The sequence below is a fragment of the Dietzia sp. SL131 genome (assembly GCF_026672565.1).
Taxonomy (GTDB): domain Bacteria; phylum Actinomycetota; class Actinomycetes; order Mycobacteriales; family Mycobacteriaceae; genus Dietzia; species Dietzia kunjamensis.
Genome location: NZ_JAPPRI010000002.1, coordinates 40985 through 67285, shown reverse-complemented (window position 1 = coordinate 67285; position 26301 = coordinate 40985). Strand labels below are relative to the sequence as shown.

Sequence of the window (26301 nt, the reverse complement as noted above, 5' to 3'; positions counted from 1 at the left end):
GGACCCGTGCCCGGTCGGACTCCTCAGCCTTGGCGCGTGCAACGGTGGCGTCCTGGCGTGCGGTCTCGAGCTGGACACGCAACTGCTCGAGCTCGCCGCGCACTGCCTCGAGCTCGCCGAGGGCGCGGTCGCGGACCGCGACAGCCTCATCGCGTTCCGACTCCGCTTGTTCGGCCGCCTCCAGTGCGGCGGCCTCGCCGCCGCGGGCTGCATCCAGCGCCACAGCGGTCGCCTCGTCCGCCTGCTCCGCGGCCCGCTTCCACGCCGCGGCCCACACCGAGGCCACCATCGCCGACATTGCCTCCGACAGATCTGGGGCCTCGGGCACATCCCCGGCAACGCCGGTGGCGTGCTCACGCATCCACGCAGCGACCTCGCCGATGCGCACCCCCGCTTCGCGCTGCACGCTGCGCACGGTGACCTTGTCCCCTCGCGCAACGAGCACCCCATAGGCCCTGGCGATCTTCTCCGACGTCGACATGACAACCCCTCAAAGTACGGTAACGGGTAACGGGAAACGCGTCACGTTACCCCGGTTACCACCAAGGCTGGACAGTGCCTAGCCATCCGCGCTTTCAGGACCGGGGGCGGGCGCGAGCTGCGCGTCGACGCAGGCCACCGGCACGTCGAGGAAGTAGCCAGAATCTGACCACGCCGCTGCGGTCCCAGCCGCGGGCGAGACAGCGGGCCGAAGTCCCGACCGCGATGCGCCCACTGGGCGCCGATGGGCCGGCGTGGCCACCGGCAGACCCGCACCGTGCGGCGGCGCCGATCCGGTCGAGACCAGGCCCAGAACTGTGTGACTCCCGCGCAGGAGCTCTCGACAAGACACCGCTGCGCCATCCGGCCCAGGCTCATGCCTACAGAGCACCGGACGCGGAAAGTCACATGGAGCACCAACTCCGCGTCCTGTACACTTCTCCGTACAGGAGGGGTTGGAATGAAGACGATGAGCTACACCGAGTCCCGGGCCCGCTACGCCGAGGTCCTCGACGGGGTCACCAACGACCGCGAAGAGGTCATCATCACCCGCGCCGGCCACGAACCGGTGGTGATGGTCTCCCTCGACGACTACGAGTCCCTGCGCGAGACCGCCCACCTGATGCGATCACCGGCCAATGCACGACGCCTGCTCGATGCGATGGAGCGGCTCGAGGCCGGCCGCGGTCAGGCGCGCGACCTGCTCGACGCCGACTGACGTGCTGCTGGTCTGGGACGACAACGCCTGGCAGGACTACCTCTGGTGGCAACAACAGGACCGCAAAATCCTCAAACGGATCAACCTGCTCCTGCAGGACATCACCCGCAACGGCAATGAAGGAATCGGCAAACCCGAACCCCTCAAATACGACTTCGCCGGATACTGGTCCAGACGCATCACCGACGAACACCGCCTCGTCTACAAAGTCACCGACACCGAAGTCCGCATCGCCACCTGCCGCTACCACTACGGATGACCTCGCTGCCCACGCCGCATTGCGACCGCGATATAGCCCCCAAAAGGCCCTTGGCATGAAGCGTCGAAGAATGTTATTGCGCGTCGTTTATCCGCTTCATGCATACTGTGATCCTGCAAGGACAGGCATCACAAAAGGGGGAAGCAATGGCTCAGCAATTTCAGGTGAGATTCATCGACGATCTCGACGGAACCGACCTAGGCGAGACGTCGAACACCATTTCTTTTGCCTTTGAGGGCAAGGAGTACGCCATTGACCTCAGTGATGACAACGCCCAGGCGTTCCGAGACGCCATCACGCCATACGTTGAGGCCGGCCACCGCGTGACCGGAAGAGGCACCAAGACCGCGCGCAAGACCGCCTCAAAGACCTCCTCCGCCCACACCAAGGCGATTCGCGAGTGGGCCCGCAACAATGGCTACGACGTCTCCGACCGCGGACGGATTCCCGCGGACGTGGCCGACGCGTACGCAGCGGCCAACTAGACCGACAGCCCGGCGCCCCCAGAAGCAACCGCCAAACCCGCTCAGGGCAGCCGTCCGGAGCAGACCGCACGTCGAAAAGGCGCGCCTGCCAGCCGTGATGTTGCTGGCAGGAACGGGTGTTCGTAAGTCGGGAGTAGGCGGTCTGATCGCGGTTTCTCGAGCGGCGAATTACTCTGTGGCACTCTCCACGCCGGTAACAGGAATTGTTTCGTGTTACCTGTTTCCGCTGTTACCGATTGCTCGGTGATTTTCGGAGAATCACCTCTGGCAGTGCTCACGTACGGCGGCGATGTATTCGGCGTACGTACCTGCCGCGTCAACGGCGTGGCGCTCAATGGTCGATGGGTGATAGCCCAGGACGTCGGCGATGATGGCGGCCGGGGCGGTTTTGCTGAGTTCATGCAGTGTGCCGAGCCGGGCGGCGCGGGCGCTGACGAGGTGGTCTCGTAGCCGGAGGCGTAGGTGCATCGGGTCGATGTGCCGGCCGGGGGAATGCCCTCTGAAGACCCAGTTGCTTCTCGGGTGAGCGGCGGTCTGGTCGTGGCCGGGGTTGGCCAGGAGTTCACGCCACGGCCCGTCGAGCGGGGTGGGCAACGCGATCGGGCCGCTGCCGAGCGTAATGGTCGTCAGATCTTCGGTCACGGTGATGTCGTCCCAGGTCAGGGCGGCAATATCCTGGATCTGTTGGCCGAAGACTAGGACTAGAATCGCCGCGGCTTTGTCGCGTGTGGTCAGGGTGTCGCCGTCCACTATTCGATCTAGGGCGGCGCCTTGCTCGGTGGCGCTGAGTTTGGTGCTGTTACCGCGGCGATGGCGGGGCACGGTGAGCCCTGGTGGGGGCGTTTTTGGTGTCCATGGCCCAGCCGAGGAACCGGTCGATGAGCAGTCGCGTGGTTGGCCCGCCGGCGATCCAGGCGTCGACCTCGCCCTGGCCGACGTCGGCGAGCGTGATGTCGCGCTCGCCGAGCCAGTTGAGGAAGTTGATCGCGACGGTGACGGTCTGCTTGCTGCGCAGGAAGGTGCCGTGGGGGACGGGGTTCATCTGGTTCATGCGCCGCAGATGGTGCCAGTGGACATAGCGGTCAATGACGGCCCGGTGGGTGTCCTCGGTCAGCCTCTCCAGTGCTGTGTCCGCCCAGTCTTGGTAGCGGACAAGCAGCTCGTCGCGTCGGGGCAGGACACCGTGCTCGACAAGGAGCCCGCGCACGTAGTCGCGGGTGCGCGAGCGTGGGAGCGCATCGATCGCCTCGTGCGTGAGCTCCGGGAGGGAGGCCAGCTGGTTCAGGAATTCGGTGACGTGCCGCTGGCGGATCCAGGTCATTCCACTGTTGGCGCGTTTCATCGATTTCAATGCCTCCGCCAGGGGGATTAGCCTCTCGGCGATGGTGCCGGTGTCCGGGTTGGTCAGCAGTCCGTCGACGGTCTCGCTCAGTGCGCATGGCCAGCACAGGCCGGCGCGGTAGATCTCGTCCTCGGCGCCGCAGCGCACGCAATCGATGTTGAGGGTGATCTGGGCGCACGCCCGGCAGGCCGGGCGCCCATGGACTCGGCCCGGTAAGACGCCGATGTGGCCGCAGTCGCAGGTGCCGCGGGTGCGTTTGGCCTGCTGGTAGCAGTAGCCGCAGATCTGGTCCTCCGGGCCCCAGGTGACCACAAGGGGGTAGCCCAAGCCGCAGCGATCACACGGACACACGCGACGTAGGTCCGGATCGTCGGGTTTGCGGGGCCTGGCCATCGGTACCGGTCAATCCTCGTTGTCGCCCCGGACGAGTCTCACCCGGCGGGCGATCGGCTGGCCGGGTGCCACCCCCAGGTCTTCCGGCCGGGCCGGCGCCTGCGCGGTGGCTGCTGCCCGCATCTCCACGAACGGTTCGAACAGCTCACCCGGTTCGCAGTCGAGGATGTCGCAGAGCGCGGCGAACGTGCGTGCCGGGATCCGCTCTGGTGTGCCGGTCACCAGCCGGTAGACCTGACTCTCGGACAGGTTGATGCCCCGAGACCTCAACAACGGCACCAGTTCGGTGCTCTTCCACAGGTTGCGCTGCGCCATCATCGTCCGCAGATTCCAGCGATACCCGATGCGTCGTTGCTCAGCCATCAGCGTCTCCGTCCTGCTTCCTGCCGCGGCCGTCCAGCCGCGAAGCGATCATGCGCTGAATGGTCTTCTGTTTGAAATCGTCGCCGACCGAGGTGTACAGCCCGGTGACCGACGCATAGGCATGACCGACTTGAGTCTGCACGAACGCCGGGTCGTAGCCGGCCTCGATCAAGTGCGTGACGTAGGAATGTCGCAGGCAGTGCAGTCCGAGCTCTTTCGGCAAGCCGGCACCCTCGCGGGCGGCGGCGAAGGCATCACTCAAGCTACCCACTCTTATCCGCTCGGCGCGCTCGCTCGGCCATAGCGCCGCCGAGCGGTCAGCAGTAGCGAAATGCGCTCGACCACGCTCGGTGATCCAGAATCGGAGCAGGTCAACCACCCAGTCGAACTCCGGGACCGTCAACACGGTTCGTCGTCGCGGCCCCGACCCGGCGGTGCCTTTGGCCCACCGGACGGTCACCGCGCCGAAGTCGCCGTACGCAGGCACATGCGGGTTGGGGCCGAAATCCTGCACGTCCAACATCGCCACCTCGCGACGCCGAAGCCCATAGGCGTAGCAGACCTTGAACGCGATCGAGTCCCGCAACAGGGGCAGCCAGCGCTTACTCCCAGCAGCGAACTCACGATCGACCCGGTCGTCCACGTCATCAAACAGTCTCTGCAGCTCCGTGGCCGTAAAGGCCCGGCGCCCGGCCGGAACAGCATCCTCGCAGGTGTGCCGCGGGGTGTTCCACTCGAACGCGATCTGGGCCGGAACATCGTCGAAGACCCGTTGGCACAGCGCACCCCACCCGTAGCTCGAGCTCGAGACGTAGGCACAGAACATCGCGATGGCATTGCTGTCCGAACGCAGCGTCGTCCAGCTCACCGGCTTCTCACCCGAGCGCCGCCCAGCCATGTAGTCATCCAGATCGACCGGTCGCCACGACCACGGGAACGTCCCCGCAAACTCCTGGAACCGGCGCAGCACCCCGCAGCGCCCGTCGATCGTCGCTCTCGTCAGCCCACGCGCCAGCATCTGCGCCCGCCAACCCTCGACCATTGCTTCAAACACGCGGTCCTCGGCGCGGAACAGGCCAACCTCACCGTCGCGCAACAGCCGCGGAACGAACCCAGGAACACCGTCCACGCCGACCTCCGACCCGTGGAAACCTGCATCTAATGCAAGAAACCTACGGGACGCTGGACCGACGCACAAGCATCACATCCGCGGCGTCGACACTGCACCAGCCAAACCCGGCACCCACCAGCACAAACCCAATCATCGCAGGTAGACGGCAGTAACCGCACCTACCGGAACCCCCGAGAGTTTAACGCCGATAACGTAGATTCTGTAAAGCTGTAGTCTGCGTATCAGGTCAGATGCAACGCTCCCCGGCTCCACGTAGCCCCTCAGGCGTAGCCTCTACCTCAGCCCGGCCTGCAAAGTTCCCCGTTGAATCGGGGCTCACTGCCGACTAGTGGCTACTCGATGCTGCAGCGCCAGTACCCACTTAGCCCGAGAAGGTTGAGATGCTTGCTCCACCTGAGATGGCCCTGCCCCCTCTCCTCGGAGGGCAACGCGTGTACATCTGCTCCGGCGCACCGTGGAAAGACGCCCTCGACGCCTTCCACGACCAAGCCGAAGGTCCCGTCTTCCGAGGATGGAAAATCGACCCTACCTACCGCAAGGGCGATTGGATTTTGACGTACTTAGCCACTACTCCACGGGTGTTCCTGTGCTGGGAGCAAGCGCTACTGGATGGGACCGCGGATAGCAGAATTGTGGTCAACCCTCACAAGCGCGTCACCTTCGACAATGTCGTGACCGTCGACCACGTGGAGTTTCGGACAGGCCTAACCATCAAGGAAAACTGCGCCTTCGACGGCGACGATGCTCAGCGTCTTTGGCAGGAACTCAACCGAAACCTGCGACTACCCAGGCACTGGCACGAACCCTGCTGACTCCCACCTCTCCCCCAAAGTTCGTCTACGCACCTGTGCCGATCCCCGCGCAAACCATCCGGTAACCAGACGTTATGACAAGTAAGCGACCGGAGCTGTCTACCTCGCGGCGGTCCGCCACCGAGCAACGAGCGTCCAGCGAGTGAAGTGCTCTAACCCGTCGAATAGTTGCCATCTAAGCAATAAAGGAAGTTTCGATAAATCATCCTAGCGCGAGACCCCCCGTGATGCGTTGATCGTCTGCGCACGCACGTCAATATCGGGACCGGTGAAGAGTCGATGAAACGCTTCATCAAGCACTGAAGCGCCAACTAGTACTTCGATAGCGGTCAAGTCCGAGTCTTCATGAGTTCCGACATTTCCAAGCCACTTGATCGCAAATAACAAATCGGCGATCGATTTTCTCGTCGAGTCAGATTTCAGCCAATTCTGAATACGCTTGTGAGCGCTCTGAAAGGTGCCGTGCGCATCAGTCGAAGGGACACCCTCGGAGGTTAGGAATCGCTCGACGGTGGCCCGCATTGCAGTAGCGGATAAGCCCGGGTCGGCGAACAAGACACGAGACGCACGAACTACACCGTCACGAACCTGCTCAGGGGCCGACTGAGGAACCGCCATTAGGAGTATGGGCGGATGCAAGTGACTTATTGTGTAGAACGACGAATAGGCGAAGTTTGGGTATTCCTCCTCTCGTTTATCCGAGTAGGACACGTAGTAGTCTCCGGTGCCGCGCACGACTTGTTGACATTCGGGGTTCTCGCACTGTCCATCCACAACGAATGTTCCGCTGATCCAGTCAGGGTCCCACCCAGGGTGCTTACGCAGCTTTTTTGAATTGTGGTCTTCGGTCGCGTTGGGACCTGTGAACCTGATATGGCCAGCGTCGCACCTGGGACACTTGGGGCGTGGCCATGGCTGGTCGTCTTCAATCGGCTTAGCAAGTGCAAGGAGTGCGGGATCCACCGTCATACTCGCACTTTAGACCGCTTCCAGCTCCGGAGAGAACGTTCGTCGCCTAGCAGGTCCAAGCCGCTCCCTGGATGCGGTCGAGCTTGTGCGCGGCCCAGCAGACCCAGACGCCTGCGCTACTTGCGATCTCACAGCGGGCGAAGAGACTCGAATCTGGGGGACTCGACGCAAATGGTACCTGTCCCGCACCAGACGGGGAATAATCCGGAGAGAGGGAGAGCTTACGCAGCCCCAGACAGACTCAGCGAGTTGCCTGCGCTCCACAGCGAATGCGCATCCGCCAATCGACATCCACCGAGATTGCAATTTAGCTCTGGGGCATCGAAAGGTGTTGAAGTCGATATAGGATCGTGCTGTGGACAACGAGTGGATTGCAATCATCGCTGCAGCTATGGGTGCCGGGGGTGCCATACTGGCCCAGATTGTGAGCGCCTCTTTTAGTGCAGCACGCGATTCGCGACGACTTGAATGGGAAAAAGAAACAAAAGAGGAAGAGGCGAAGCACCGACAAGCTCAACGCTTCTTGGACCAAAAGCGCGGCTTGTATGCAAGATTCTTGGACTTGACATACACAATAATGCAAGAAGTTTCTAGCAAGCTCAAAGAAGAGGGAAGAACCAAAAAGCCGGCGCCACTAAAAATGAAGGTAGCCGAATCGCTAGACGAACTCAACTCACTAAGGTGGGAAATACAGTTGATCTCACCAGGCGAAATCGGCGCACAGATCGAGTTGGTGTACACGTACGTCCCTTTGTCGGGGCTAATATACTATCGCCCGGACGAGTTCCCCTTAGAGCACCGAGAATCCACAGCGAGAAAAGGATTGCGCGAGTGGCGAGACCTGCGCCTAATGATGCGCGCCGATCTCAGTCCCAACCTTGGCGAACTAGAAAAAGTTATAGGTCAAATAGAAAGAAAGAAATTAAATCCAGGAGACCAATCGGAGCCCGAAGAACATAGAAGGATTATTGCGCGGATTGATGAACTCTTCGGACCAGGGCACCAATAATTGCCTGATCGTGGCGGTGCCTGGACATGGCCGACCGTTCCAGTTCCTTGGTTGTGGGACGGTGTGATCCGACCCCGGAATCGGTCGACTCCAAAGGAGATCGCATCGACATGTGGCGGTCTTGTGCGATCGCTATATGGCGGTAACTCTTCACGCCGCTGATGGGGATGGTCTGGGTTACGGGGCGGCTCGGTAGGTCAGATCAACATCCGGGCCGATAGGGAGAGCCTCGATGGGCTCGTGGGCGAGAAGGGCGTCGATGAACTCCTCAGATCCTCCGACGAGAGTGGAGTTGTAGTCCACCTCGGTCGACAGGTACCAACTCTTGATCTCCGGCCAGAGCAATGCGGGAAAGTCGAAGAGGAAGCCTGACTCCGAATGAAATGCGCCAAGGAGCGCCGCAAGCGATACCCGAAATAGCACGTAGTCACGCACGCCCAAACGGGCCGTGGGAAAGTCCCTTTCCGGCTCGTGCAGCGGCTGTATGCCATCCCAGTACCCCGCGAAGATGGGGGCCTCCGCGGGCAGGCGTTCGGCCAGGAATCCTAGGTAGGCAGGTCCAGAAATTGCGTCCAGCCCGCCCACGTCCGGGCTGATACTGCGTAGTCGCAGATCGCGTCGAGAGATCTCATACCAGCGCGTATCCGGACGGATCGGAAGGCCGACTGACTGGGCGTAGTCAGACCACGGCAAGAACGAGTCGGACAGTCCGCCATCAGACGGGCCGTGAACGCGATGCAAGATGCGGCAATACTTTTCGAATCCAGCCGGCACCTGGAAATCGACACGGTGAAGGTCACCCGACTGGCGTCGACTCGCCCAGTCCGCGACCGAGGTGTCCGAGACGAGATCGAACCCTCGTTCACGAAGCTCTCCATACATCCCCACCGCGCCGCTCCCCTCACCAGCTCAATGTCCCCGAGAACATACAGCCGAACGAGACACCGGTTGTCCCCCAGGGGCGAGTGCACCGTGGGGGCAGCAGTCCCTTCTGCCGGTCGGGTCAAATTGGCGCGGGCACAGCAACTTGGTTCCGAGAGCAACTTGCGCGCATACGGTGGTGCCATGCATCTGAATCGGCTGGACGTCCATCTTGAGTCTTACGACACGTCGTCGGTGTCTGGCCTCAAGGGCGTTGCGCTGATCATCGACGGGCTGCCTCTGGCGGAACACGTTCGAGAGATTGAGGCTGCGGAGATCCGGGCAAAGAAGACGGATGGTTCAGCCGGTTCGTACCTACCGATGGCGGTAGCAAATGTGAAGGGCCCTGAGCACTTTCTCGGCCACCCCGAAGCAACGTTTTTCGGTGACGGGGACACAGTCCTCTTGGGGTGCACCTGCGGGGAGTGGGGTTGCGGGCCATTGACCGCGCGTATCGAAGTGCGCAACGACGTCGTCGAGTGGCACGACTTCCGTCGCGGGTTCCGAGATTGGAACTACGACCCACTCGGCCGGTTCATCTTCGACCGTCCGGCATACCAGAAGCAGTTCGAAACGATCGACTGGTCCGATACCGGGATCCCTCCCGGTGGTTGGTGAAACCCTCAGGGCCATTGCCGACCCGATGCGCACTGCAAACTGACGCCATCCCCCTCAGTGCGGACATCAAGCCGACTAGCTCGTCTGACGTTGTAGTGCGCGATACAACGTCGAGCGTCCCACCCCCAGATCACGTGCGATCGCCGATGGCCCCTCCCCCGCCTCGATGCGGGCGCGGGCCTTATCGACCTGCTCGGCCGTCAGGACACGCTTGCGCCCCTTGTACTTGCCCTTCGCCTTGGCGATGGCGATACCCTCAGCCTGGCGTTCGCGAATGATGGCCCGCTCAAACTCGGCGAACGCCCCGAGCAGCGACAGCATCAGATCCGCTCGAGGATCCTGGGCGCCGGCGGCGTAGGTGGCCCGCTCGTGAACGAACTCCACGCTCGCGCCCTTCGCGGTGATCTCGCCAACGATCTGCTTGAGATCAACCAACGAACGAGCGAGACGGTCCATCGACGCAACAACCAGCTCGTCACCATCTCGCAGGTATCCGATGCACTCTTCGAGCTTCACGCGATCGGCGCGCGAGCGAGCCGACTGCTTCTCGACATAGACCCGGTCGCACTCCCCCACCGCCTCGAGCTGACGCGCCTCATTCTGATCCGCCGCCGACACCCGCACGTACGCCACCCGCTGCCCACGCGGACGCGAGGCCTGGCGAGCCGACTTCGGAGCCGGCTTCGGCTTTGGCGCTACCTCGACGACGTTCTCTGAGTCCGTCGACTCCACCCGAAAGTTCCAACCCAACTCGTCCCGACGACGGAACCGAGTCCGCTCCTTCCCGCGACTGACGATGAGCACCTCCTCGCCACCATCACCCGCCCGGTTCAGCAACGTCCCGATCCGATCAGCCATCAGAAGACCCTTTCGCCCGGAATCTGTATCAATACATCTTAGACCCGACGGGACGACGTTTCATAAGTGACAAAGCCGACCCTGTGACACAGCAGCGATAGTTGGCGGCATACTGTCCCGCACGGGTGTACCCGTTCGAGACACGGTGGAGCCCACTTGTGCGTTACGCACCCATCGGGCGTGATCTATCCGGAGGGCAGTACGTGGACAGATCCACTTGTAGGCCACACATGGGTGGCCTACTACTGTTACTTTTCGTAGATGGATCGGCTCGATGCGGCGGTAGCAGCCCATGCTTGCGCCCGAAAGTGGGTGAATGTGACGCGTGAAGAACTGCATTCCGCGATTCGAGCTGCGTTACGAGAGGGGACGCGGCAGGCGGAATTAGTGCGGCGGACTGGTTATACCCGTGAGCACATTCGCCGCATTGCCCTCGACGAACATAGCACCCCACTAGGCGAGACTTAGCCGTCCAACCGGGGCGGGTGAGCAGAGAACTGCCACGTCAAAACTGGTTTGGCTAACTGGCTAAGAAGCTAAAGAGTCTTCGGAGTGCCGTGCGAGAGCGAGAGTAGGTAATGCAGAATATGATCGTTTCCGACATTTCAGGGTTGCCTGCACTCCGGTCGGTATGCGTACCCCGTGAGGACGTGCTGTCTGGGGGTCTGGCCGACAACCACTTCGCGGCCCAACTGGACAAGGTCGTCCGAGACTCGGAGCACTACCCGGTTTACGGCGACCCAGACGCCTTCTTCGCGCAGACCTACGCCACCAGTGGCCTTCGCTCCCTGCTCACCAAGGTTTTCGGTCGGGTGAGCGGCGCGAAAGGTGTCGCCGGCGAGAACGGAGTTCTACGCCCGACGACCTCGTTCGGTGGCGGTAAGACCCACGGCCTGACCGCTGTTTACCACGTCGCAAACGGCGCTCGTCCGGCGAACCTGGCCGAGTTCGTCGACCTGGCGGTCCTGCCCGACGGCCCCGTCCAAGTTGCTGCACTCGTTGGGGACGCGCTCGACCCCGTTGCCGGTGTGGCGACTGCCGGTCACCGCACCTATACCCTATGGGGTGAAATGGCTGCCCAGATTGGCGACGCCGCGTTTGCAGCGATGGAAGCCAGCGACCACCAGCGCACCGCACCCGGCACCGAGACGATTAAGACATCGTTCGGCAACCAGCCCACAGTCGTGATCATCGACGAGATCGCCAAGTACATCCGTCAGGTCACCTCGTCCGGTAGCGACGACGTCCGTCGTATGGCCAAGGCGTTGCCCGTGTTCCTAGGTAATCTTTTCGAGGTCGCCTCGGATCCGACCAATCAGGTGTCGGTTGTAATTACCCTCGCCGCCGCAACCAATGCGTTCGGCGAGGAAACCACGGAGATATCCGAACTGCTCGGTGACGTGTCCTCCGCCGCCAGTGCCGCCGTGGCCGAGACTGCTGACGTCCTTGCCCGCGCCATTCAGCCGGCTGCCGTCATCAGACCCGCTGCGGACAACGAAATCGGTGAGATTCTCAAGACCCGACTGTTCGCGAGCGTCGACCAGTCCGCGGCCCGAGCCGCAGGCGACGCGTACCGTGACCTTTACGAGACAATCGGCACTGTAGAGACCCTCGCCGGCGGCCCAGAGCAACCGGTCACCTACGGCGACCAGGTTGCGGAGACGTACCCATTCCATCCGGAGTTGGTGCGAGTCCTCGACAAGCGACTCGGCGACATCCCCCAGTTCCAGCGGGCCCGCGGCGCGCTGAAATTGCTGGCCGAGGTCGTCTCGGGCATTTACCGCGACGGCGACGAGACCGCGATCATCAACGTCGGCGACCTCGACTATTCCGATGCACCAGTCCTCAACCATCTCACCGACGGCCTCGGTCGCGGAGAGTTCTCTTCGGTCGCAGCCGGCGACTTTGCCGGACCAAAGTCTCATGCCGCCGCCGTCGATGCCGACGTGTTTCCGGGCAAGCAGCAAGTCGCAACCCGCGTCGCCCGAACAGTCTTCACGCATTCATTGGAGATGAAAGCGAACGCCGGAGCTGGCCGCAACGACTGGCTCATCGGCACCCTCCGACCGGGCGAGGATGCGGCGCTGTTCGAAAAGGCGTTGACCGAGTCGGAGAAGGTGTTCTGGCACTTAGGATTCGACGGCGCTCGCTGGCGGTTCAACGTCGAACCGAACGTCAACGCAATCATCGAGGCAGAAAAGCGGAACGTCGCCAACACCCGGGTCGCGGCGGTCGTCGACGACCTCGTGCAGCGGGCGTTCGCCAACGATGGGGGCGTTAGTGCCGTCCACTTCCCAGCTGGTGCCGTCGACATCGCCGACGAGGCGAAGTTGCGAGTTGCGGTTCTCGACTACCGGGTCCTCTCAGTCGACACCAAAACTACTAACGTCGTCCCTGCGCTGGTGGTGGAGATGTTCGATAAATACGGTTCGGTTGGTTCACCCCGCAAGTACCGCAATAGCGTGGTCTTCGCAATCGCAGACACCGACCAGATCAACACGCTTAAAGACCGGGCCCGAGCCCTCGTCGCCGCAGACAGTCTCGGGACGGACACCGCTCGGCTCAGCCAGTTCAGTGCCGAGATCCGCAAGAAGATAGAGGCCTATCAGAAGCAGGCATCTCTTGAGGCGCGGATCGCAGTCAATCGCTGCTACAAGCATGTCTTCTACCCGGTCCATGACCGAACAAATAACCACCTACGGCATAAGGAATTGCCGCCGCAGGCGCAGGGTGAGGTGAAAAACGCCACTACCGCGGTGATCACGCTTCTGAAGGACGAAGGCAAGATCCGCTCCGATTCGTTCACCGCTTCTTACCTGCGGTCTAAGACCTGGCCAAAGTCGAATTCTGTTACGACCGCCGACCTTGTCGACCACTTCTGGATCGACCACAGCCTCCCGATCGTCCAGAACGCTGCCCTGTTGCGAGAAGCGCTCGTCAACGGTGTCAAGAACGAGGGCTGGATCTACTTCGACGGCAGCACCGGCAAGGCTTTTAACGCGCACAGCATGGCCGGAATGAACATCGCCTTCCGCAGCGACGCCGAGATCATGACCACCGCGGAAGCGCAGAAACGGGGACTGCTGGTCCGCAAGCCCACCCAGGCAGATTTGCGGGCCGTGTTCACCGGCAAACCGACGACCGGCGCGGAACTCCGCACCCGCCTGGAGTCGGAGTGCGGAGGGGAACCTTCGAAGAGCGACGTTCTCGACGTCCTCGCGACCGCCGTGCAGGCGGGTGACTATAAGTCGCTGATCGTCCTCGACACCGAACCAGCAGAAGGGTCCCGAGCTCTGTCACCGAGCGCGATCAAGGACAGGGGACTCGACTCTTTGCACATCCTTACTCGTGAGGATGCAGACCAGGCCGGCGTCGAGGTGCCAACCCGCACCGTCAACACCAAGACCTTTACCGCTACCGGCGCCGGCGGTGCCGCGATCCAGAACCTCGTCGATCAGGTCTCCGACTTCACCGTTACGACGGTCCGTCGGCTGACGGTGAAGGTCACCGCCGACGGCGACAAAGGCACCAGCGACCTCGATCTCGCCGTCGCGGCGCTCGGGATGCTCCCGAAATATGCCATCACAATCAAGAGCACCGTCCGCGCCGAGTACAAGAACGTCACCGGGGGGCTGCAGTTCTCCGGAACTGCCGAACGCATGGACTTCCAGAGCGCCTACGGGCACGTGAAGAAGGCGCTCGGTGCCGCTACGAAGATAGCCGGCGACCTGACCCTCGAGATCGCGTTCGCCCCGCCCGCCGATGTGGAGAGCCCCGAGATCGATCAGATACGTACCGTCATCAAGAACTTGCAGATTCAGCATACACAGATGACTGCAGAGGCAGCCCGATGAACACGGGACCACAACGAGCTCCCCGCAGTCGCCACCTGACGGCGGTCCCTGCGGTCCGCGCCTTTCGGATCGCTGTGGTTCCCGGCCGTGCCGACACTTACGGCCTTGTTCTTGAAGAAACTTACGGCGACGGCGGAAACGGCCTCACCACCCGCGTCACGTCCAATACACCCCAGCAGATCGGGCGGATCACTGATGCCGTGTTCGCTGCAATTCGCGGCTCTGGGCACCCTCCGAGCGTTCTCGCATTCACCCGCAAGGAACCGATCCGAATAGACGAAGTCGAGGGTGTCCGCCTCGCCCTGATCCTGCTCACCACTGGACCCATCGTCAAACACGCTCGGGTCCGCGCGATCGTCGCTGGCGTGAATGCCATGAGTGTCGAGGAAACCTACTACTGGTACTCAAAGTGCATCGGAGTTGACGCATCCCGCGCACGCAAGGCGCTCCGCGTACTCCTCGCCGGCGACCGAGACTGAAAGACGAGAATGACCATGACCGAACCCAGGGTCCTTATCGAAGACTGGCTGCCCGTCGCTGAACTAGGGATCGAATCTCGCCGCGAACGTGGCGCCCCGTCCGCGCTGCCACCGCTGTCGTTCCTGCACGTCTGGTGGGCCCGTCGGCCACTAGTCGCGTCCGCCGCGGTCGTCCTCGGTGGACTCCTCCCAGCCTGGTCGAAAGAACTCGCTGACGCGTTCCCCGAATCGTCCGAGCTCCGCGACGAAGCCGCCTACCGGCGTTGGCTGCTACACCTCGTCGGAATCTGGGGAGACCCGGTATTGGGTCGGCGGAAGATTGATGCCGCCAAAGCCGCCGGAATAAAGCTTCAAGACAACGGCTACGGCTACAAACAGGCATTTCGAAACGCAATTCCCCGAACCGATATTGATTTGCTCCATCAGGTTCTCATTCATACATGGGGCGCAATGCCGATCGTTGCCGACCCGACAGCCGGTGGCGGCAGCATCCCATGGACCGCTGTCCGACTGGGCATCCCCGCAATTGCGAACGATCTCAATAGCGTAGCTGCATCCACGCTACGTGCAGGGGTGAAGATCCCGGCCGAACGCGGCTCCCATCTCGTAGAAGACCTCAACAAATGGGGCGGCGTTCTAGTCAACCGCGTGGAAGGCTCGCTGAAACCCTACTTCCCTCTGAACGCAGGCGAGAGTGTTATTGCCTACATCTGGGCGAACGCAGTGGGCTGCCAGCGGACCGGCCGGCTCGTACCGCTCATGCCCGACAAATGGCTATGCAAGAAGAAGGGCCAGGAGGCGGCCATTCGGATGCTCACCGAGGTCAACGGTGTCGAGCTGGATGCGCCGAGATTCGAGGTAGTCCGTGGCCGCGATGTCGACGTAACCGAGGCATCAGCAGGGACTATCAAGGGAGGCAAGGGAATCTCGCCATACGACGATCTGGTGATCGACGGCGACTACATTAAGACCGAAGCCAAGGCAGGCCGCATGTCGTCCGTCCTCTACGCGGTAGCTATCCGCACCGCATCTGGAGAACGTACCTTCCGCGCCCCTTCTGAGGCCGATCTCGCTGCGATTCAAAGTTCGGAGAAGCGCGTCCTTGAACTCATGGACGCTTGGCAATCGCAGGGCAATCTACCGTCGGAGGACATTCCCGACGAGTCAAACTATGAGCGTGGTCACCGGATGTACGGCCGTAACACGTGGCTGGACATGTTCACCCCCCGCCAAGCTCTAGTGCATGGAACATTCGCGGAGGAGTTCGCCAAGCTGATCCCAGAGGTCGAGGAAGATCTTGGGAACCAGGCACATGATGTTCTGTTCGAACTGGCCTTGATGCAGGGCAAAGCTCTGAATTGGAACTCAAGGTCTTCGACTTGGAACATCAATGCACAAGGCATGCGAAGCACCTTCGACAAGCACAACTTTGCATTCAAATGGACGTTCGCCGAGTTCGAGGGTGCGACAGCCCTTTTTTCGTGGTGTCTCGACCAGCTGACGGATGCGTACGGAGGAATTGCCCGTCTCATCCACGAAACCGGTGCTCCCGGCATGGCAGGCGAAGCCGAGCTGGACCGACGGGTGGCGGTCTACCAGGGCAGCGGTGCCGACCTGGGTGGCATCGAGGACAAATCGGTTGCCCACATCTGCATGGACCCGCCCTACTACGACAACGTCATGTACGCGGAGTTGGCCGACTACTTCTACGTGTGGGAGAAGCACACCCTCGGCCGACTGGTCCCCGAGTACTTCCACGACGACCTAACCGATAAGGAAAACGAAGCAGTCGCCAATCCCTCGCGGTTCGCGACGATGGGCAGAAGAAAGAGCGCGCTCGCCGATCTGGACTACCAAGCGAAAATGACAGCAATCTTCGCGGAGGCACGCCGCGTGCTCCGGGACGACGGTGTGCTCTCCGTGATGTTCACCCACAAACGTGCCGAGGCATGGGACACCCTGGGCATGGGTCTGCTGCAGGCCGGGTTCACGATAGAAACCTCTTGGCCGGTCAATACAGAGCCCGAGCAGTCGCTACACCAGGCGAATATGAACTCCGCTGCATCGACGATCATGCTTGTGTGCCGCAAACGCGACTTGGTTGACGGCAATGCCCGAGTGTATCTCGACGACATCGAGAACGAGATTCGCGAGGCCGCCCGAATAGCTGTCACACGTTTCCAGCACGACGGCATCGACGGTGTCGATCTTCTGCTGTCGACCTACGGCCCCACTTTGTCGGTAATCTCGCAGAATTGGCCGGTGTACTCGTCCGTCCCGGATGCGGACGGCCGCGATCAGCTGCTGCGTCCCGAGGACGCCCTTGATCTCGCTCGCGAGGAGGTCGTGCAGTTGCGTCGCGCCCGGCTCGTCGGCACATCCGCCAGCGTCGACGACATGACCGACTTTGTTTTGATGGCCTGGGACATCTTCGGGGCCCGAGAGTTCCCTTTCGATACCGCGCGCCTGCTTGCACTAGCTGTCGGAGGGCTGGACGTCGACGCGCTGGTACGGGCGAAGTTCGTCAGCAAGTCCTCCGGGAAGGTTTCGTTGCTCGCCCCGGCGGAGCGCTTGCGCCGTGGTGCCGACAGCGCCTTGCCCGGTGTACGTCCTGAAGCATCCTCGTTCGAGTTTGTGATCGACGCGGTAGACACCGCGCTATACATCGCGGATATCGACGGTATGGCAGAGGCGAAACGGTTCCTCGACCGTCACGGCTACACCACAGATGCCGGTTTCCTCGCCACCATGCAGGGCTTGGTTAACGCAATCCCACGGACGAGAGCGAAGGGGGCGTGGATGGTACCAGAAGCCGGACTGCTAGACACCTTGTGCACTCTGTATCTCCCGACAGTCGCGCTCCCAGACGCCGACGATCTGGCGGACGTTGCGGTCCAGGAAACCCTGTTCGAGAAATGAACCGCTGATGCAGCCTGCGCAGGAGTCGCCGCTGGGAGAATTTTATGTGCCCGAGCAGATCCGTCCAGGCGCGGCCGTTCCAGACAGCCCCGTGGAAGATACGTTTCGGGCCATCGTAATCCGGCCTCGGTATACGCCGGATGACCGACCGTTGACGACGTTCTACGTGCCGATGCTCAGCCGGTCACTGTCCTATGACCGGGCAGTAGGCTATTGGTCGGCCGCGGAGCTACAGTTCGCCGCCCAGGGGACCGCCCACTTCCTAGCCAATGGGGGCCGGATGCGGTTGATCGTCGGAGCGCAGTTGACCCGCTCCGACGTTGACGCCGCGCTCGCTGGTACACCCCTTGACGAGGTGCTGGCTGCTCGGATGCTCGCGGACCCCGACCTCGAAGGTGCCAGAATCGTCGAGGACTCACACCTGAGTGTTCTGGCGTGGATGGTCGCGAACGATCGCCTCGAGATTCGAGTGGGGGTGCCATGTGAAGGCGACAAATTGCTGACTCACGCCGAGTCGGGCCGCTACTTTCACACCAAGTACGGCGTCTTCACCGACAGGTACGGGAACAAAGTGGCGTTCACCGGATCGAACAATGCGTCTGTTCGTGCGTGGGTGTCGAATCATGAGACCTTCGACGTGTTTCCTTCGTGGCACACGGAAGTCTGGGAGTGGAACGGGCGGGCCGCGTCCGAAGACTTCGAGAAGCACTGGACGGCCCACCCGGATGCGGGGTGGGCAGTGGTTCCGCTTCCGCGGGCGGTCCGTGAGAAGTTAATAGAGCACGCGCCAGACGCACCTCCACTCCCAGATGGAGAGCACCAACACGAAAAGCATCTCGACAGCGAAGACGCGGCTATCGACCCACCAGCCACCCTGCCCGGTGACGAGGAAGCGTGGGCCCAGCTCGTCGACCTCGGCACGCAACCCACCCAATCCCCTTACACCGGGGTTGGTACCGCCCAAGTTGAGCCGCTTCCGCACCAAGCGAATCTCATTGACCGTGTCGTAAGTACCTACCCTCGCGGTTACCTTTTCGCCGACGAAGTTGGTCTCGGCAAGACAGTCGAGGCCGGTCTAGTGCTGAGGGAGCTGTTCTTATCCCACCGCGCGCGGTCAGCGCTGCTGTTGGTTCCAGCTTCAGTGATACGGCAGTGGCAAGAAGAGCTCCACGAGAAGATGAACCTCGACGTACCTCGGTTCGACAAGGGCGGATTTGTCGACCGCCGCGACCAGCCTATCCCCGTACCGACTGGGGCCAATCCGTGGTCGGCGTTTCCTATCGTGCTCGCCTCAAGTCACCTCGCGCGGCGCCGCGACCGTCGCCGCGACCTCCTCGCAGCCGGCCCGTGGGATGTGGTGCTGGTTGACGAGGCCCACCACGCCCGCCGTCGCGGAGCGAAACCGACCGACACCCCGAACTCGCTTTTAGGGCTTTTAATAGAGATGCGCGAAAAGCAGATGTGGAAGGCGCTCTACCTCGCATCCGCTACTCCAATGCAGATGAACCCCCACGAAGCGTGGGATCTGATTTCCCTGCTCGGTCTCTCCGGCAGGTGGGCGGACTCGGTCGACAACTTTCTGAAGTACTACGAGCATCTCCGCGCCAGCCCGAAGCACCGCAACTGGAGGCTGTTGTGCGCGATGCTGACCGACTACTTCGCTGATCCTGACGCCGACCGTGATGCGCGGCTCGAATCCCAGATCGGTGATGATCTCGGGTGGGTTGATTCGTACGCCGTCACCGCGATGGCAGAGAACCCGCCGTCCGCGGAGGCACGGTCGCAGATGCCGAATGAAATATCCGAGTGGATGGACAAGTGGCTGCGCAGGCACACCCCGATGCGGGACCGGGTCTTTCGGAACACCCGTTCGACACTGCGTGAATACCAGAACGCCGGGATCATCGGCGACGACGTCACTATCCCGCATCGGCACGTCTCCGATGTGTTCATTCACCTAGCGCCTGCCGAACGCCGACTCTATGACCGCATCGAGGAGTACATCCGCCGTCACTACAACGCATACAAAAGTGATCAGTCCGGCCAGGCTCTCGGCTTCATCATGACTGTCTACCGCCGCCGGCTCACTTCGTCGTTCGAAGCAATCAAGAAGTCCCTCACTCGCCGCCTCATCGTCCTCGAAGAAGGCCGGAGCCTGGCCGACCTGCTCGCAGAGGACGACAAATCAGACATCGAAAATGCGTTATTCGAACCGGAGACTTTCGACGCCTCTTCCTCGCTTCTGCAAGACGAGCTGCACGAACTGAGATTGTTCCTCGGGGATCTGGACAAAATCACCGGTGAGGACACCAAGGCAACCCGGCTGGTCACGGACGTGAACGAGTCCCTGCTAACTTACGACAGCGTCGTGGTCTTCACCCAGTACACCGACACGATGGACTACGTCCGCGAGCGCCTCATCGCCGCCGGCATCACGAAGATCGGCTGCTACTCCGGACGCGGCGGCCAGATTTACCAGCCGGATACCGGAACCTGGCGCGAAGTCACCAAGGCGCAGATCAAGGAACAGTTCCGAAAACGGCATCTGACCGTGCTCATTGGCACCGACTCGATGAGCGAGGGTCTGAACCTGCAAACTTCCGGGCGGCTGATCAACTACGACATGCCCTGGAACCTCATGCGCGTCGAACAGCGCATCGGCCGAGTCGACCGCATCGGCGCCAGCTACGAGCAGATCCAAGTTACCAACTACTTCTACGCCAACACGGTCGAACAACGCGTCTACGAAGGCATCGCCGAGGACTACGGCGACTTTACCGACATCGTCGGCGACTCAGCCCCAGTCCTAGGAAGTCTTGAGAAGGCGATCGAACAACTCGCGTTGGGCGAGGCCAGCGACAAAGCAATCGATGACCAGCTCGGGGCCCTCAAGGGGGAGGTCAAACAACTCACCGGCCGCGCTGTGCAAGCCACCGACTTTGGTGCGGCACCCACATCGGCCGACGAAGTTGTACTACCTCCGGTCCTCCGCGGTGACCTCGGATTGGCAGACCTGGAACAGGTCCTGATCCGGAATCCGCTCACTGCGCAGCGCCTGGCCCTGGTCGAAGGGACCCCCGGGGTATATCAGCTCACGGCGCCGTCACAGCCGGCTGCGCACTCCTTCGCCAACTCGGCCGGCACCAAGTCGGCGGCCGACTACCGACGGCCGCCCACAGATTCGGCGCCGCAACTGGTCACTTTCATCCGAGAGGTGAGCGACCACAGCGCCGACGAGGTCACGCTACTAACCTATGGAACCCCGGAATTCGAAGCACTGCTCCCAAAACGAGGTTCTGACAGGCCGCCGAACCGCTTCGGTGAGACACCAAGAGGCCAGCACTCACACTGATGGACTATCGGTGTACCTCTAAATACATCCGTGGCCGCTAGACAGCGCATGAGCCGACATGTGCCGATAATGTGTGTTCTGACGTAGGTGCTGGTCAGAGCGGTCTCTCTTGCGATCGCTGGTAGCGTCGCAGCATGTGTGGTCGGTACTCGGTAGCGGTGTCTGGCGCCGCCTTGGTCGATGTTCTTGGCCTGGACGGGACGGAACCGGGGTTCGAGTGGGAGCCGGCCTACTCGGTTGCTCCTCGCACGCGGGCGCCGGTAATCCGGGATCGTCTGATCGGCGATCAGCGGGTGAGTGAGGCGTTTATGCCTACGTGGGGGTTGCGTCCGTCGTGGGCGAAGGAGAAGGGTCCGCGGCCGATCAATGCCCGGCTGGAGACTGCTGCGACCAATGGCATGTTTCGTTCGGCGTTCGCCTCTGCGCGGGCCCTGGTTCCGATGACCGGGTACTACGAGTGGCAGGAAGCTCTCGAGGCCGGGAAGAAGGTCAAGTACCCCAGCTATGTGCATGCCCCGGGTGACGAGCTGCTGCTCGCTGCGGGGCTGTTGGCCTTCCACCGCCAGGACGGTGACGAGCAGTGGCGGACGACGTTCACGATCATCACGCGGACGGGTGAGGATGCAGCTGGCGAGGTGCACGACCGCATGCCGGTCTTTGTGACCCCTGCCTCGTGGAATACCTGGCTGGACCCGGAAAAGCTTGAGAAGGACCAGGTCGGAGACGTGCTGGATCTACTGGACGTCGAGTCGCGGGTGGTGGCGTCGACTCTTCGAACCCGTCCGGTGTCGCGGGCGGTCAACAACGTCCGTACCTTGGACCGCCGCGATGCCGGCCTGATCGAGGCGGTTACTCGCGGTGGTGGTGATCGCTGACGGTTCGCCCCTGGCGGTAGCGAGGTTTGCCGTCGGCGCCGTGGCGATAGCGGCGGGGGTTGCGGGCGAGTCTGCGCAGGTCGCGCAGTAGCTCGAGTGTGCGCTCCTCCCCCAGCTCGGCGATGGCGTCTCGGTAGGCGCCCTGCTTGGTGGGGTCGACATCTGGGAGGTCGGCCACGACGAGGTGCCACCGCAGAAGTTCGAGGAACTGATCTTCGCCTGCTTGCTCGGCTGCTCGGCGCAGTGGGCCCAGCAGCTCGTCCATGTGGCGCACCCTAGGTGTCGCCTCCGACAAGGGTCGGTTAGTGCAGGTCCCTTGCGGCGATGAGTCCGGTGATGAAGTCGGTGACGCGGTCGGCTTCGGCGTCGGTGAGGTCGAAGCGTTGGCCTCCGACGAGGGTGCGGGCGGGGCCGAGTGGTTCGAGCCCGTAGAGGACTCGGGTGGCGGCTGATAGAGCAGCTCGGTTGGCGATGGATTCGATGGTGCAGTCCAGCGCTTCGGCGATCGCGGTGAGCTGGTCCTGGCTGATGACGGCGGGCGGCGTGGCCTGTCTGTAGGCGGTGGGTTGGGATTGTCCGCGTTCCCAGGCGCTGATCCAGGGGGATTTCACTCCGATGGCCACTGCCAGTTTGAGTTGGGTGAGTCCGGCCTCCATGCGTGCGGCGCGGATGGCGCGGCCGAGCGATCGGGCTTCGTCTGGGGTCACCGGGGCTCCTTGCCTTTGGTGTCGGTGTTGAGGGTGGCCAGGACGGCCCAGTGCCCGTCGCTGCAGGTGACGTCGAGGACGGTGACGGCCGGAAGCGTCCCAGGCTGGATGGTGGCGGTGATGCGGTGGTCGAGGTCGATGTGGGCGTGCAGCTCGGTGGGGCCTGTCCCGACAATGAACGTCATTCCTGCCCCTCTCCCCCACTGGTCGGTCCGTCGGTGAGGTCGGCGCGGCGCGTGGTTTCGCGGCGCATGGCGCGGCCTTGGTCAAGGAGGATCTCGAAGAGGTCGTCGGTGGACGCTTCGGTGCTGGCACGGGTCAGCTCAGCGGCGGTGCGGGCGAATCGGCGGCGGTAGGCGGCGTCGAGGACGTCGGTGGCGAGGGTGCGCACTCCGATGGCGGGGGTTCCGAGTAGTGCGACGACCTGGAGGGCGTCGGCGAGGAGCCGTCCTTGGTGGCCGGCCATGCGGCCGGCGTTGGTGAGTGCGGCGAGCACCCGCGGGGCGTGGTGGGGTTCGCTTGCCGCGATGAGGTCGGCGATCACGCTGTACAGGTCGCCGTATCGGGGGTTGAGGAAGTCGCTTGCCTCGAGGTGGGCGGTGATGTGGCGAGCTTCGGTGGTGTCGGTGGTGTGCAGGAGGGCGCAGAGGAGTGCTGCTTCGGGGTCGAGTTCGGGGACGGTGGGTGCGTCGTCGGTGGCGGCGAGGTCGTCGACGTCGACCGGGTCGGCGGTGGCCTGCGGGTCCTCGGTCATGGTCTGCATTGTGATGTCCCCTCCCCTGCTGGTGGGTGGCTTAGGCGGCGTGGGCCGCGAGGTTCTTGATGCGGTCGGGGCGGAAGCCGGCCCAGTGGTCGGTGTCGGTGACGACGACGGGGGCCTGGAGGTGGCCGAGGGCCATGACGTAGTCGCGTGCGGCGGCATCGGCGGTGATGTCGACGAGTTCGTAACTGATGCCGGCCTTATCGAGGGCCTTGATGGTGGCGCCGCACTGCACGCACTGCGGCTTGGTGTAGACCGTGATGCTCATCGGGAGATCCCTTTCGGGTGGTGCCCGTCTGCCTCTCGGCGATGGGCTGCGGCTCGTCAGTAGTCGAACTCGTCGAGATCGACGACGGGGGAGGTCGAGTGGGTCGCGATGATCGCCTCGGCCATGCCCGGGGTAGAGGCGATGGTCTCGCGGATGATGTCGTCGACGGTGACACCCTCGGCGAGGGCCTTCTCGGCGGGGAGGCCCTGGGTGCGGGGGTCGCTGATGAGGTAGCGGAACGTCATCGCGGTGATGTAGGCGATGCTGTAGATGTCCTCTTCCCTGCCCGGGTGCAGCCGCTCGTCGACGAGCTTCGCTGCCAGCATGGCGACCCCTGCGATGTGGTCGCCGTTGTAGAGGCGGGAGTCCTCCACTTCGTAGTTCTGATTGTCCATTGCTCTTCCTCCCTCTCCGGCTCTTGCTTACTTCTATCATACACGTATGATGCGAGTATGCAAGTAGTTCCGGGGCTTTTTTTGGTTCTCGCCTGCGGTTTTCCCGTCTGCCTCTCGGCGATGGGCGGTTGTGGACTAGCCCTGGCTGGGGATGGGGGCGAGTCGGTCTCCGGTGACGAGCAGGTCGCCGTTGTAGTCGTCCCGGTGTTGGGGGATGTTGTGGGCGAGGTAGAGGCCGTGGGTTCGCATGGCGACTCGGCTGATCTGGGGGTAGAGGAATCTCTTGTGGCCGTTGAGTAGGGCGGCGGCGTCGTGGCGTTCGATCTCGTGGGTGATGTGAAGTGCCGGCCGCACCTGGGTGACGAGCTCGCGGTTGTCGAGCAGGTGGGTGGCGTTGGCTGCGGTGGGCTCGTAGTAGCCGGTGCGGGTCTTCTTCGGGCTGGTGTTCATGGCGTTCTCCTGGCTGGTGAGGGGGCGTGCGCCCGTGGGCCGCCCCCGCCGGGTGGCGGGGGCGGCGGAGGTCAGGCGGCGGTGACGATCTCGGCGCGGCCGTAGTGGTCGTCGCCGCAGACGGTGCAGCGGTAGACGCCGTGGTTCTCGCTGCCGGTGTGGGTGACCATGCCGAGCGCTTCGGCGGTGGAGATTGCGGAGTGGTTCTCCTCGATCGCGGTCCAGTCGTCGTTGACCAGGCCGTCGAGGCAGATAGTGCAGACCAGGTGGTCCATGTTGGCTCCTTTCGGGTTCGGGGTGAGGGGCCTTGTGGCCCGCTCTGCTTCCAGTATACACGCATCATACTAGTATGCAACTAGTATGGGTCGGTTAAATCGCCTCTCACCTGCGGCGATGAACCCGACACCACGCGGTCAGAGCCGTTCGCGCAGGGCCCCCCTTTCCCTGACACCTGCCGATCTCGTGCGCAGCGAACGGAGTCAAGGAAGGGAACCCGGACGGGAGCGAACAATCTGGCCCGAAATAAGCGAAGCGCGGGCCAGATTGTTCGCGGACGACCGGGCGACGGCGGAGCCGGCGCCGACCTTGACGCCGGTAGCGGAGCACGAAGACTCGGGGTGGCAGGGAAAGAGGGCTGACCACCAGATCGCCCCACAACCCAAGGTCGGCCACCCACCTGCACCAGGGGACTACGCCCCGGGAGTCACCAGACGGTATTGCACGCGGGAGCTGGCCCCAGAACACCCACACCCATCGAGCAAATAATCCCTTTGCCTTGGCTTTTAGCCGTACTTGACGGGGTTCCGAGCCGGGATGACCGGCGAGCGCGTGCCGATCAGGCTGGCGGCCTGGTGATCGTCGCGGATGTCGAACCAGGCCCTGGGCTGGGGCCGCTTTTCTGGACTGCTGGACTCGTATGCGTGGTGCGCGAGGCTGACGCGCAGGACGCGCCGGATTGTGCCGTCAGGGTTGAGGACAATGAGGCGGCGAACTTTCTTTGCGCGGGCGAGCTTTACGACCCATCCGCCCCTGATGACCTGGAGCTCGGGCTCACCGTTGCGGATTCTCCTCAGTCCGTTCTGTGGGGTCAGGCGGACGTACAGGGTCTCGTCGGTGATGAGCCATGGGAACACTTGAAATGCTTGAGGGCGTGTCATGGCAGAGAACCTATGGGCCGAATCGCCTCTTCGCAAGCGTGAGACTAGTCACGTTAGGCTTCCGTTCGGCTCTTACGTACTTTATTATACGGCGCTCTCGACGCGGCTTTGGTTAGCTTGCGAGGCTGTTTGCTGCTCGGAGTGTGGCGATGAGGTCGGTGCGTCCGCTGGGTGTGATGCGGGGCGCGATGACGGCGTGGGGTTCGTCGCCGAGCGCGATGAGGTGGGCGTGGTGCTGGTACGGATCGTGGGCGTGGATGTCGATGGTGCTGGCCGAGGCGTGGTGGGCGGCCAGGTCGAGCGCTTCGGTGAGGTCGCCGGCGGTGGTGAGGGTCTGTTGTGCCAGTAGCTCGCCGGTCGGGGCGGTCGTGGTGATGGTGATGATGTGCATGGGGTTTACCTCTTGTAGGTGGTGCGTCCGCCGGCGCGGAACGGGCTGGCGTCCGCGTGGAAGGACTGGCCGTCGTTGTGTTCGGTGTCGAGGCGGTCGAGCAGCTCCTCGAAGGCGCGGACGGTGAATGCGACGGCGCTGGGGAGGTCTTCGGCGTCCTCGAGGGCCTGGCATGTGCCCCAGACTCGTTCGACGAGGTCGGCGGGCAGGCGCACGTTCCAGTTGCGGTATTCGGGGGCGTCGGCTGGGCGGGTGGCCTCCTCCCCTGCCGCGGCCTGGGCGACGAGGCTGTCGGTGGTCTTGCGCTGGCGAACGGGCGGCTTGGCGGCCATGGG

Annotated in this window: 30 protein-coding genes; 11 read left to right on the top strand and 19 right to left on the bottom strand. The window is 62.8% G+C overall.

Translation table 11 applies throughout. The annotated features are described in order from the left end of the window. Positions 1-481, bottom strand: a 481-nt coding sequence (locus tag OVA21_RS00645; protein ID WP_268091557.1) for a hypothetical protein, incomplete at its 3' end; no start/stop codon positions are given. 459 nt (positions 482-940) lie between these two features. Here OVA21_RS00645 and OVA21_RS00640 point away from each other — a divergent pair. The 3 genes from OVA21_RS00640 (at position 941) to OVA21_RS00630 (ending at position 1942) form a co-directional block, all read left to right on the top strand. Further along, complete coding sequence (locus OVA21_RS00640; protein WP_268091556.1) at positions 941-1198, top strand: type II toxin-antitoxin system Phd/YefM family antitoxin; 258 nt, start codon at positions 941-943, stop codon at positions 1196-1198. 1 nt (position 1199) lies between these two features. Next, positions 1200-1457 carry a Txe/YoeB family addiction module toxin gene (locus OVA21_RS00635; RefSeq protein ID WP_061228632.1) on the top strand — a complete coding sequence of 86 codons (258 nt, stop codon included), beginning with the start codon at positions 1200-1202 and terminating at the stop codon, positions 1455-1457. A 146-nt stretch (positions 1458-1603) separates the two neighbouring features. Beyond that, the gene (locus tag OVA21_RS00630) at positions 1604-1942 is read left to right on the top strand and encodes a histone-like nucleoid-structuring protein Lsr2 (protein WP_268091555.1); all 339 of its coding nucleotides are present in this window, start codon (positions 1604-1606) and stop codon (positions 1940-1942) included. A gap of 258 nt (positions 1943-2200) precedes the next feature. Here the strand turns inward: OVA21_RS00630 and OVA21_RS00625 are convergent, their stop codons facing one another. The 4 genes from OVA21_RS00625 to OVA21_RS00610 all read right to left on the bottom strand — a co-directional run bounded on the left by OVA21_RS00625 (position 2201) and on the right by OVA21_RS00610 (position 5169). Beyond that, entirely contained in the window at positions 2201-2764 is a 564-nt protein-coding gene (locus tag OVA21_RS00625; RefSeq protein ID WP_268091554.1) for a hypothetical protein, read from the bottom strand. After that, positions 2742-3611 (bottom strand): hypothetical protein, encoded by an 870-nt coding sequence (locus OVA21_RS00620; protein ID WP_268091553.1) that lies wholly within the window; start codon positions 3609-3611, stop codon positions 2742-2744. The genes OVA21_RS00625 and OVA21_RS00620 overlap by 23 nt, the downstream gene beginning before the upstream one ends. Before the next feature lie 75 nt (positions 3612-3686). Next, positions 3687-4040, bottom strand: coding sequence for a helix-turn-helix domain-containing protein (locus OVA21_RS00615; RefSeq protein WP_168547789.1), 354 nt, complete (start codon positions 4038-4040; stop codon positions 3687-3689). Next, a complete protein-coding gene (locus OVA21_RS00610; RefSeq protein WP_268091518.1) occupies positions 4033-5169 on the bottom strand; it encodes a tyrosine-type recombinase/integrase in 1137 nt (378 codons plus the stop codon). The genes OVA21_RS00615 and OVA21_RS00610 overlap by 8 nt, the downstream gene beginning before the upstream one ends. A 434-nt stretch (positions 5170-5603) precedes the next feature. Between OVA21_RS00610 and OVA21_RS00605 the strand changes: the two genes are divergently transcribed. Continuing rightward, positions 5604-5984 (top strand): hypothetical protein, encoded by a 381-nt coding sequence (locus tag OVA21_RS00605; RefSeq protein WP_204650712.1) that lies wholly within the window; start codon positions 5604-5606, stop codon positions 5982-5984. A gap of 207 nt (positions 5985-6191) precedes the next feature. Here the strand turns inward: OVA21_RS00605 and OVA21_RS00600 are convergent, their stop codons facing one another. Further along, positions 6192-6953, bottom strand: coding sequence for a DUF4145 domain-containing protein (locus OVA21_RS00600; protein ID WP_268091552.1), 762 nt, complete (start codon positions 6951-6953; stop codon positions 6192-6194). Between the two features lie 355 nt (positions 6954-7308). On the opposite strand from OVA21_RS00600, the gene OVA21_RS00595 reads away from it, so the two are divergent. Then, complete coding sequence (locus OVA21_RS00595; protein ID WP_268091551.1) at positions 7309-7962, top strand: hypothetical protein; 654 nt, start codon at positions 7309-7311, stop codon at positions 7960-7962. A gap of 177 nt (positions 7963-8139) precedes the next feature. Here the strand turns inward: OVA21_RS00595 and OVA21_RS00590 are convergent, their stop codons facing one another. Continuing rightward, positions 8140-8850, bottom strand: coding sequence for a hypothetical protein (locus OVA21_RS00590; RefSeq protein WP_268091550.1), 711 nt, complete (start codon positions 8848-8850; stop codon positions 8140-8142). Between the two features lie 177 nt (positions 8851-9027). Here OVA21_RS00590 and OVA21_RS00585 point away from each other — a divergent pair, with 177 nt between their 5' ends. Then, positions 9028-9501, top strand: coding sequence for a hypothetical protein (locus tag OVA21_RS00585; RefSeq protein WP_268091549.1), 474 nt, complete (start codon positions 9028-9030; stop codon positions 9499-9501). 75 nt (positions 9502-9576) lie between these two features. On the opposite strand, the gene OVA21_RS00580 is transcribed toward OVA21_RS00585, so the two are convergent. Then, entirely contained in the window at positions 9577-10359 is a 783-nt protein-coding gene (locus tag OVA21_RS00580; protein ID WP_268091548.1) for a recombinase family protein, read from the bottom strand. 578 nt (positions 10360-10937) lie between these two features. Here OVA21_RS00580 and OVA21_RS00575 point away from each other — a divergent pair. The 5 genes from OVA21_RS00575 (at position 10938) to OVA21_RS00555 (ending at position 21838) form a co-directional block, all read left to right on the top strand. Beyond that, positions 10938-14213 carry an ATP-binding protein gene (locus tag OVA21_RS00575; RefSeq protein ID WP_268091547.1) on the top strand — a complete coding sequence of 1092 codons (3276 nt, stop codon included), beginning with the start codon at positions 10938-10940 and terminating at the stop codon, positions 14211-14213. Beyond that, positions 14210-14692, top strand: coding sequence for a DUF7680 family protein (locus OVA21_RS00570; RefSeq protein ID WP_268091546.1), 483 nt, complete (start codon positions 14210-14212; stop codon positions 14690-14692). The genes OVA21_RS00575 and OVA21_RS00570 overlap by 4 nt, the downstream gene beginning before the upstream one ends. 15 nt (positions 14693-14707) lie before the next feature. After that, on the top strand, positions 14708-17611 hold the full coding sequence (locus tag OVA21_RS00565) for a DUF1156 domain-containing protein (protein WP_268091545.1): 2904 nt from the start codon (positions 14708-14710) through the stop codon (positions 17609-17611). 7 nt (positions 17612-17618) lie between these two features. Then, positions 17619-20963, top strand: coding sequence for an SNF2-related protein (locus tag OVA21_RS00560; RefSeq protein WP_268091544.1), 3345 nt, complete (start codon positions 17619-17621; stop codon positions 20961-20963). 134 nt (positions 20964-21097) lie between these two features. After that, the gene (locus tag OVA21_RS00555; protein ID WP_268091543.1) at positions 21098-21838 is read left to right on the top strand and encodes an SOS response-associated peptidase; all 741 of its coding nucleotides are present in this window, start codon (positions 21098-21100) and stop codon (positions 21836-21838) included. Here OVA21_RS00555 and OVA21_RS00550 read toward each other — a convergent pair. From OVA21_RS00550 to OVA21_RS00500, 11 genes are all read right to left on the bottom strand, one after another. Next, on the bottom strand, positions 21813-22103 hold the full coding sequence (locus OVA21_RS00550) for a hypothetical protein (RefSeq protein ID WP_268091542.1): 291 nt from the start codon (positions 22101-22103) through the stop codon (positions 21813-21815). The genes OVA21_RS00555 and OVA21_RS00550 overlap by 26 nt on opposite strands. A gap of 37 nt (positions 22104-22140) precedes the next feature. Beyond that, positions 22141-22545 (bottom strand): helix-turn-helix transcriptional regulator, encoded by a 405-nt coding sequence (locus tag OVA21_RS00545; protein ID WP_067715313.1) that lies wholly within the window; start codon positions 22543-22545, stop codon positions 22141-22143. Next, positions 22542-22730, bottom strand: a complete 189-nt coding sequence (locus OVA21_RS00540; protein WP_268091541.1) for a hypothetical protein — start codon at positions 22728-22730, stop codon at positions 22542-22544. The genes OVA21_RS00545 and OVA21_RS00540 overlap by 4 nt, the downstream gene beginning before the upstream one ends. Then, positions 22727-23299, bottom strand: coding sequence for a DnaB-like helicase N-terminal domain-containing protein (locus tag OVA21_RS00535; RefSeq protein ID WP_268091540.1), 573 nt, complete (start codon positions 23297-23299; stop codon positions 22727-22729). The genes OVA21_RS00540 and OVA21_RS00535 overlap by 4 nt, the downstream gene beginning before the upstream one ends. A gap of 40 nt (positions 23300-23339) precedes the next feature. Further along, a complete protein-coding gene (gene nrdH, locus OVA21_RS00530; RefSeq protein WP_061230154.1) occupies positions 23340-23573 on the bottom strand; it encodes a glutaredoxin-like protein NrdH in 234 nt (77 codons plus the stop codon). Between the two features lie 56 nt (positions 23574-23629). After that, a complete protein-coding gene (locus tag OVA21_RS00525) occupies positions 23630-23968 on the bottom strand; it encodes a hypothetical protein (RefSeq protein ID WP_268091539.1) in 339 nt (112 codons plus the stop codon). 135 nt (positions 23969-24103) lie between these two features. After that, positions 24104-24418, bottom strand: coding sequence for a hypothetical protein (locus tag OVA21_RS00520; protein ID WP_070721492.1), 315 nt, complete (start codon positions 24416-24418; stop codon positions 24104-24106). Between the two features lie 71 nt (positions 24419-24489). Continuing rightward, positions 24490-24693 (bottom strand): hypothetical protein, encoded by a 204-nt coding sequence (locus tag OVA21_RS00515; RefSeq protein ID WP_268091538.1) that lies wholly within the window; start codon positions 24691-24693, stop codon positions 24490-24492. 507 nt (positions 24694-25200) lie between these two features. After that, positions 25201-25575 (bottom strand): hypothetical protein, encoded by a 375-nt coding sequence (locus tag OVA21_RS00510; RefSeq protein ID WP_146776267.1) that lies wholly within the window; start codon positions 25573-25575, stop codon positions 25201-25203. Positions 25576-25687: 112 nt separating this feature from the next. Beyond that, positions 25688-25966 (bottom strand): hypothetical protein, encoded by a 279-nt coding sequence (locus OVA21_RS00505; protein ID WP_119192476.1) that lies wholly within the window; start codon positions 25964-25966, stop codon positions 25688-25690. Positions 25967-25971: 5 nt separating this feature from the next. Further along, on the bottom strand, positions 25972-26298 hold the full coding sequence (locus tag OVA21_RS00500) for a hypothetical protein (RefSeq protein WP_268091537.1): 327 nt from the start codon (positions 26296-26298) through the stop codon (positions 25972-25974). Between the last annotated feature and the right edge of the window lie 3 nt (positions 26299-26301).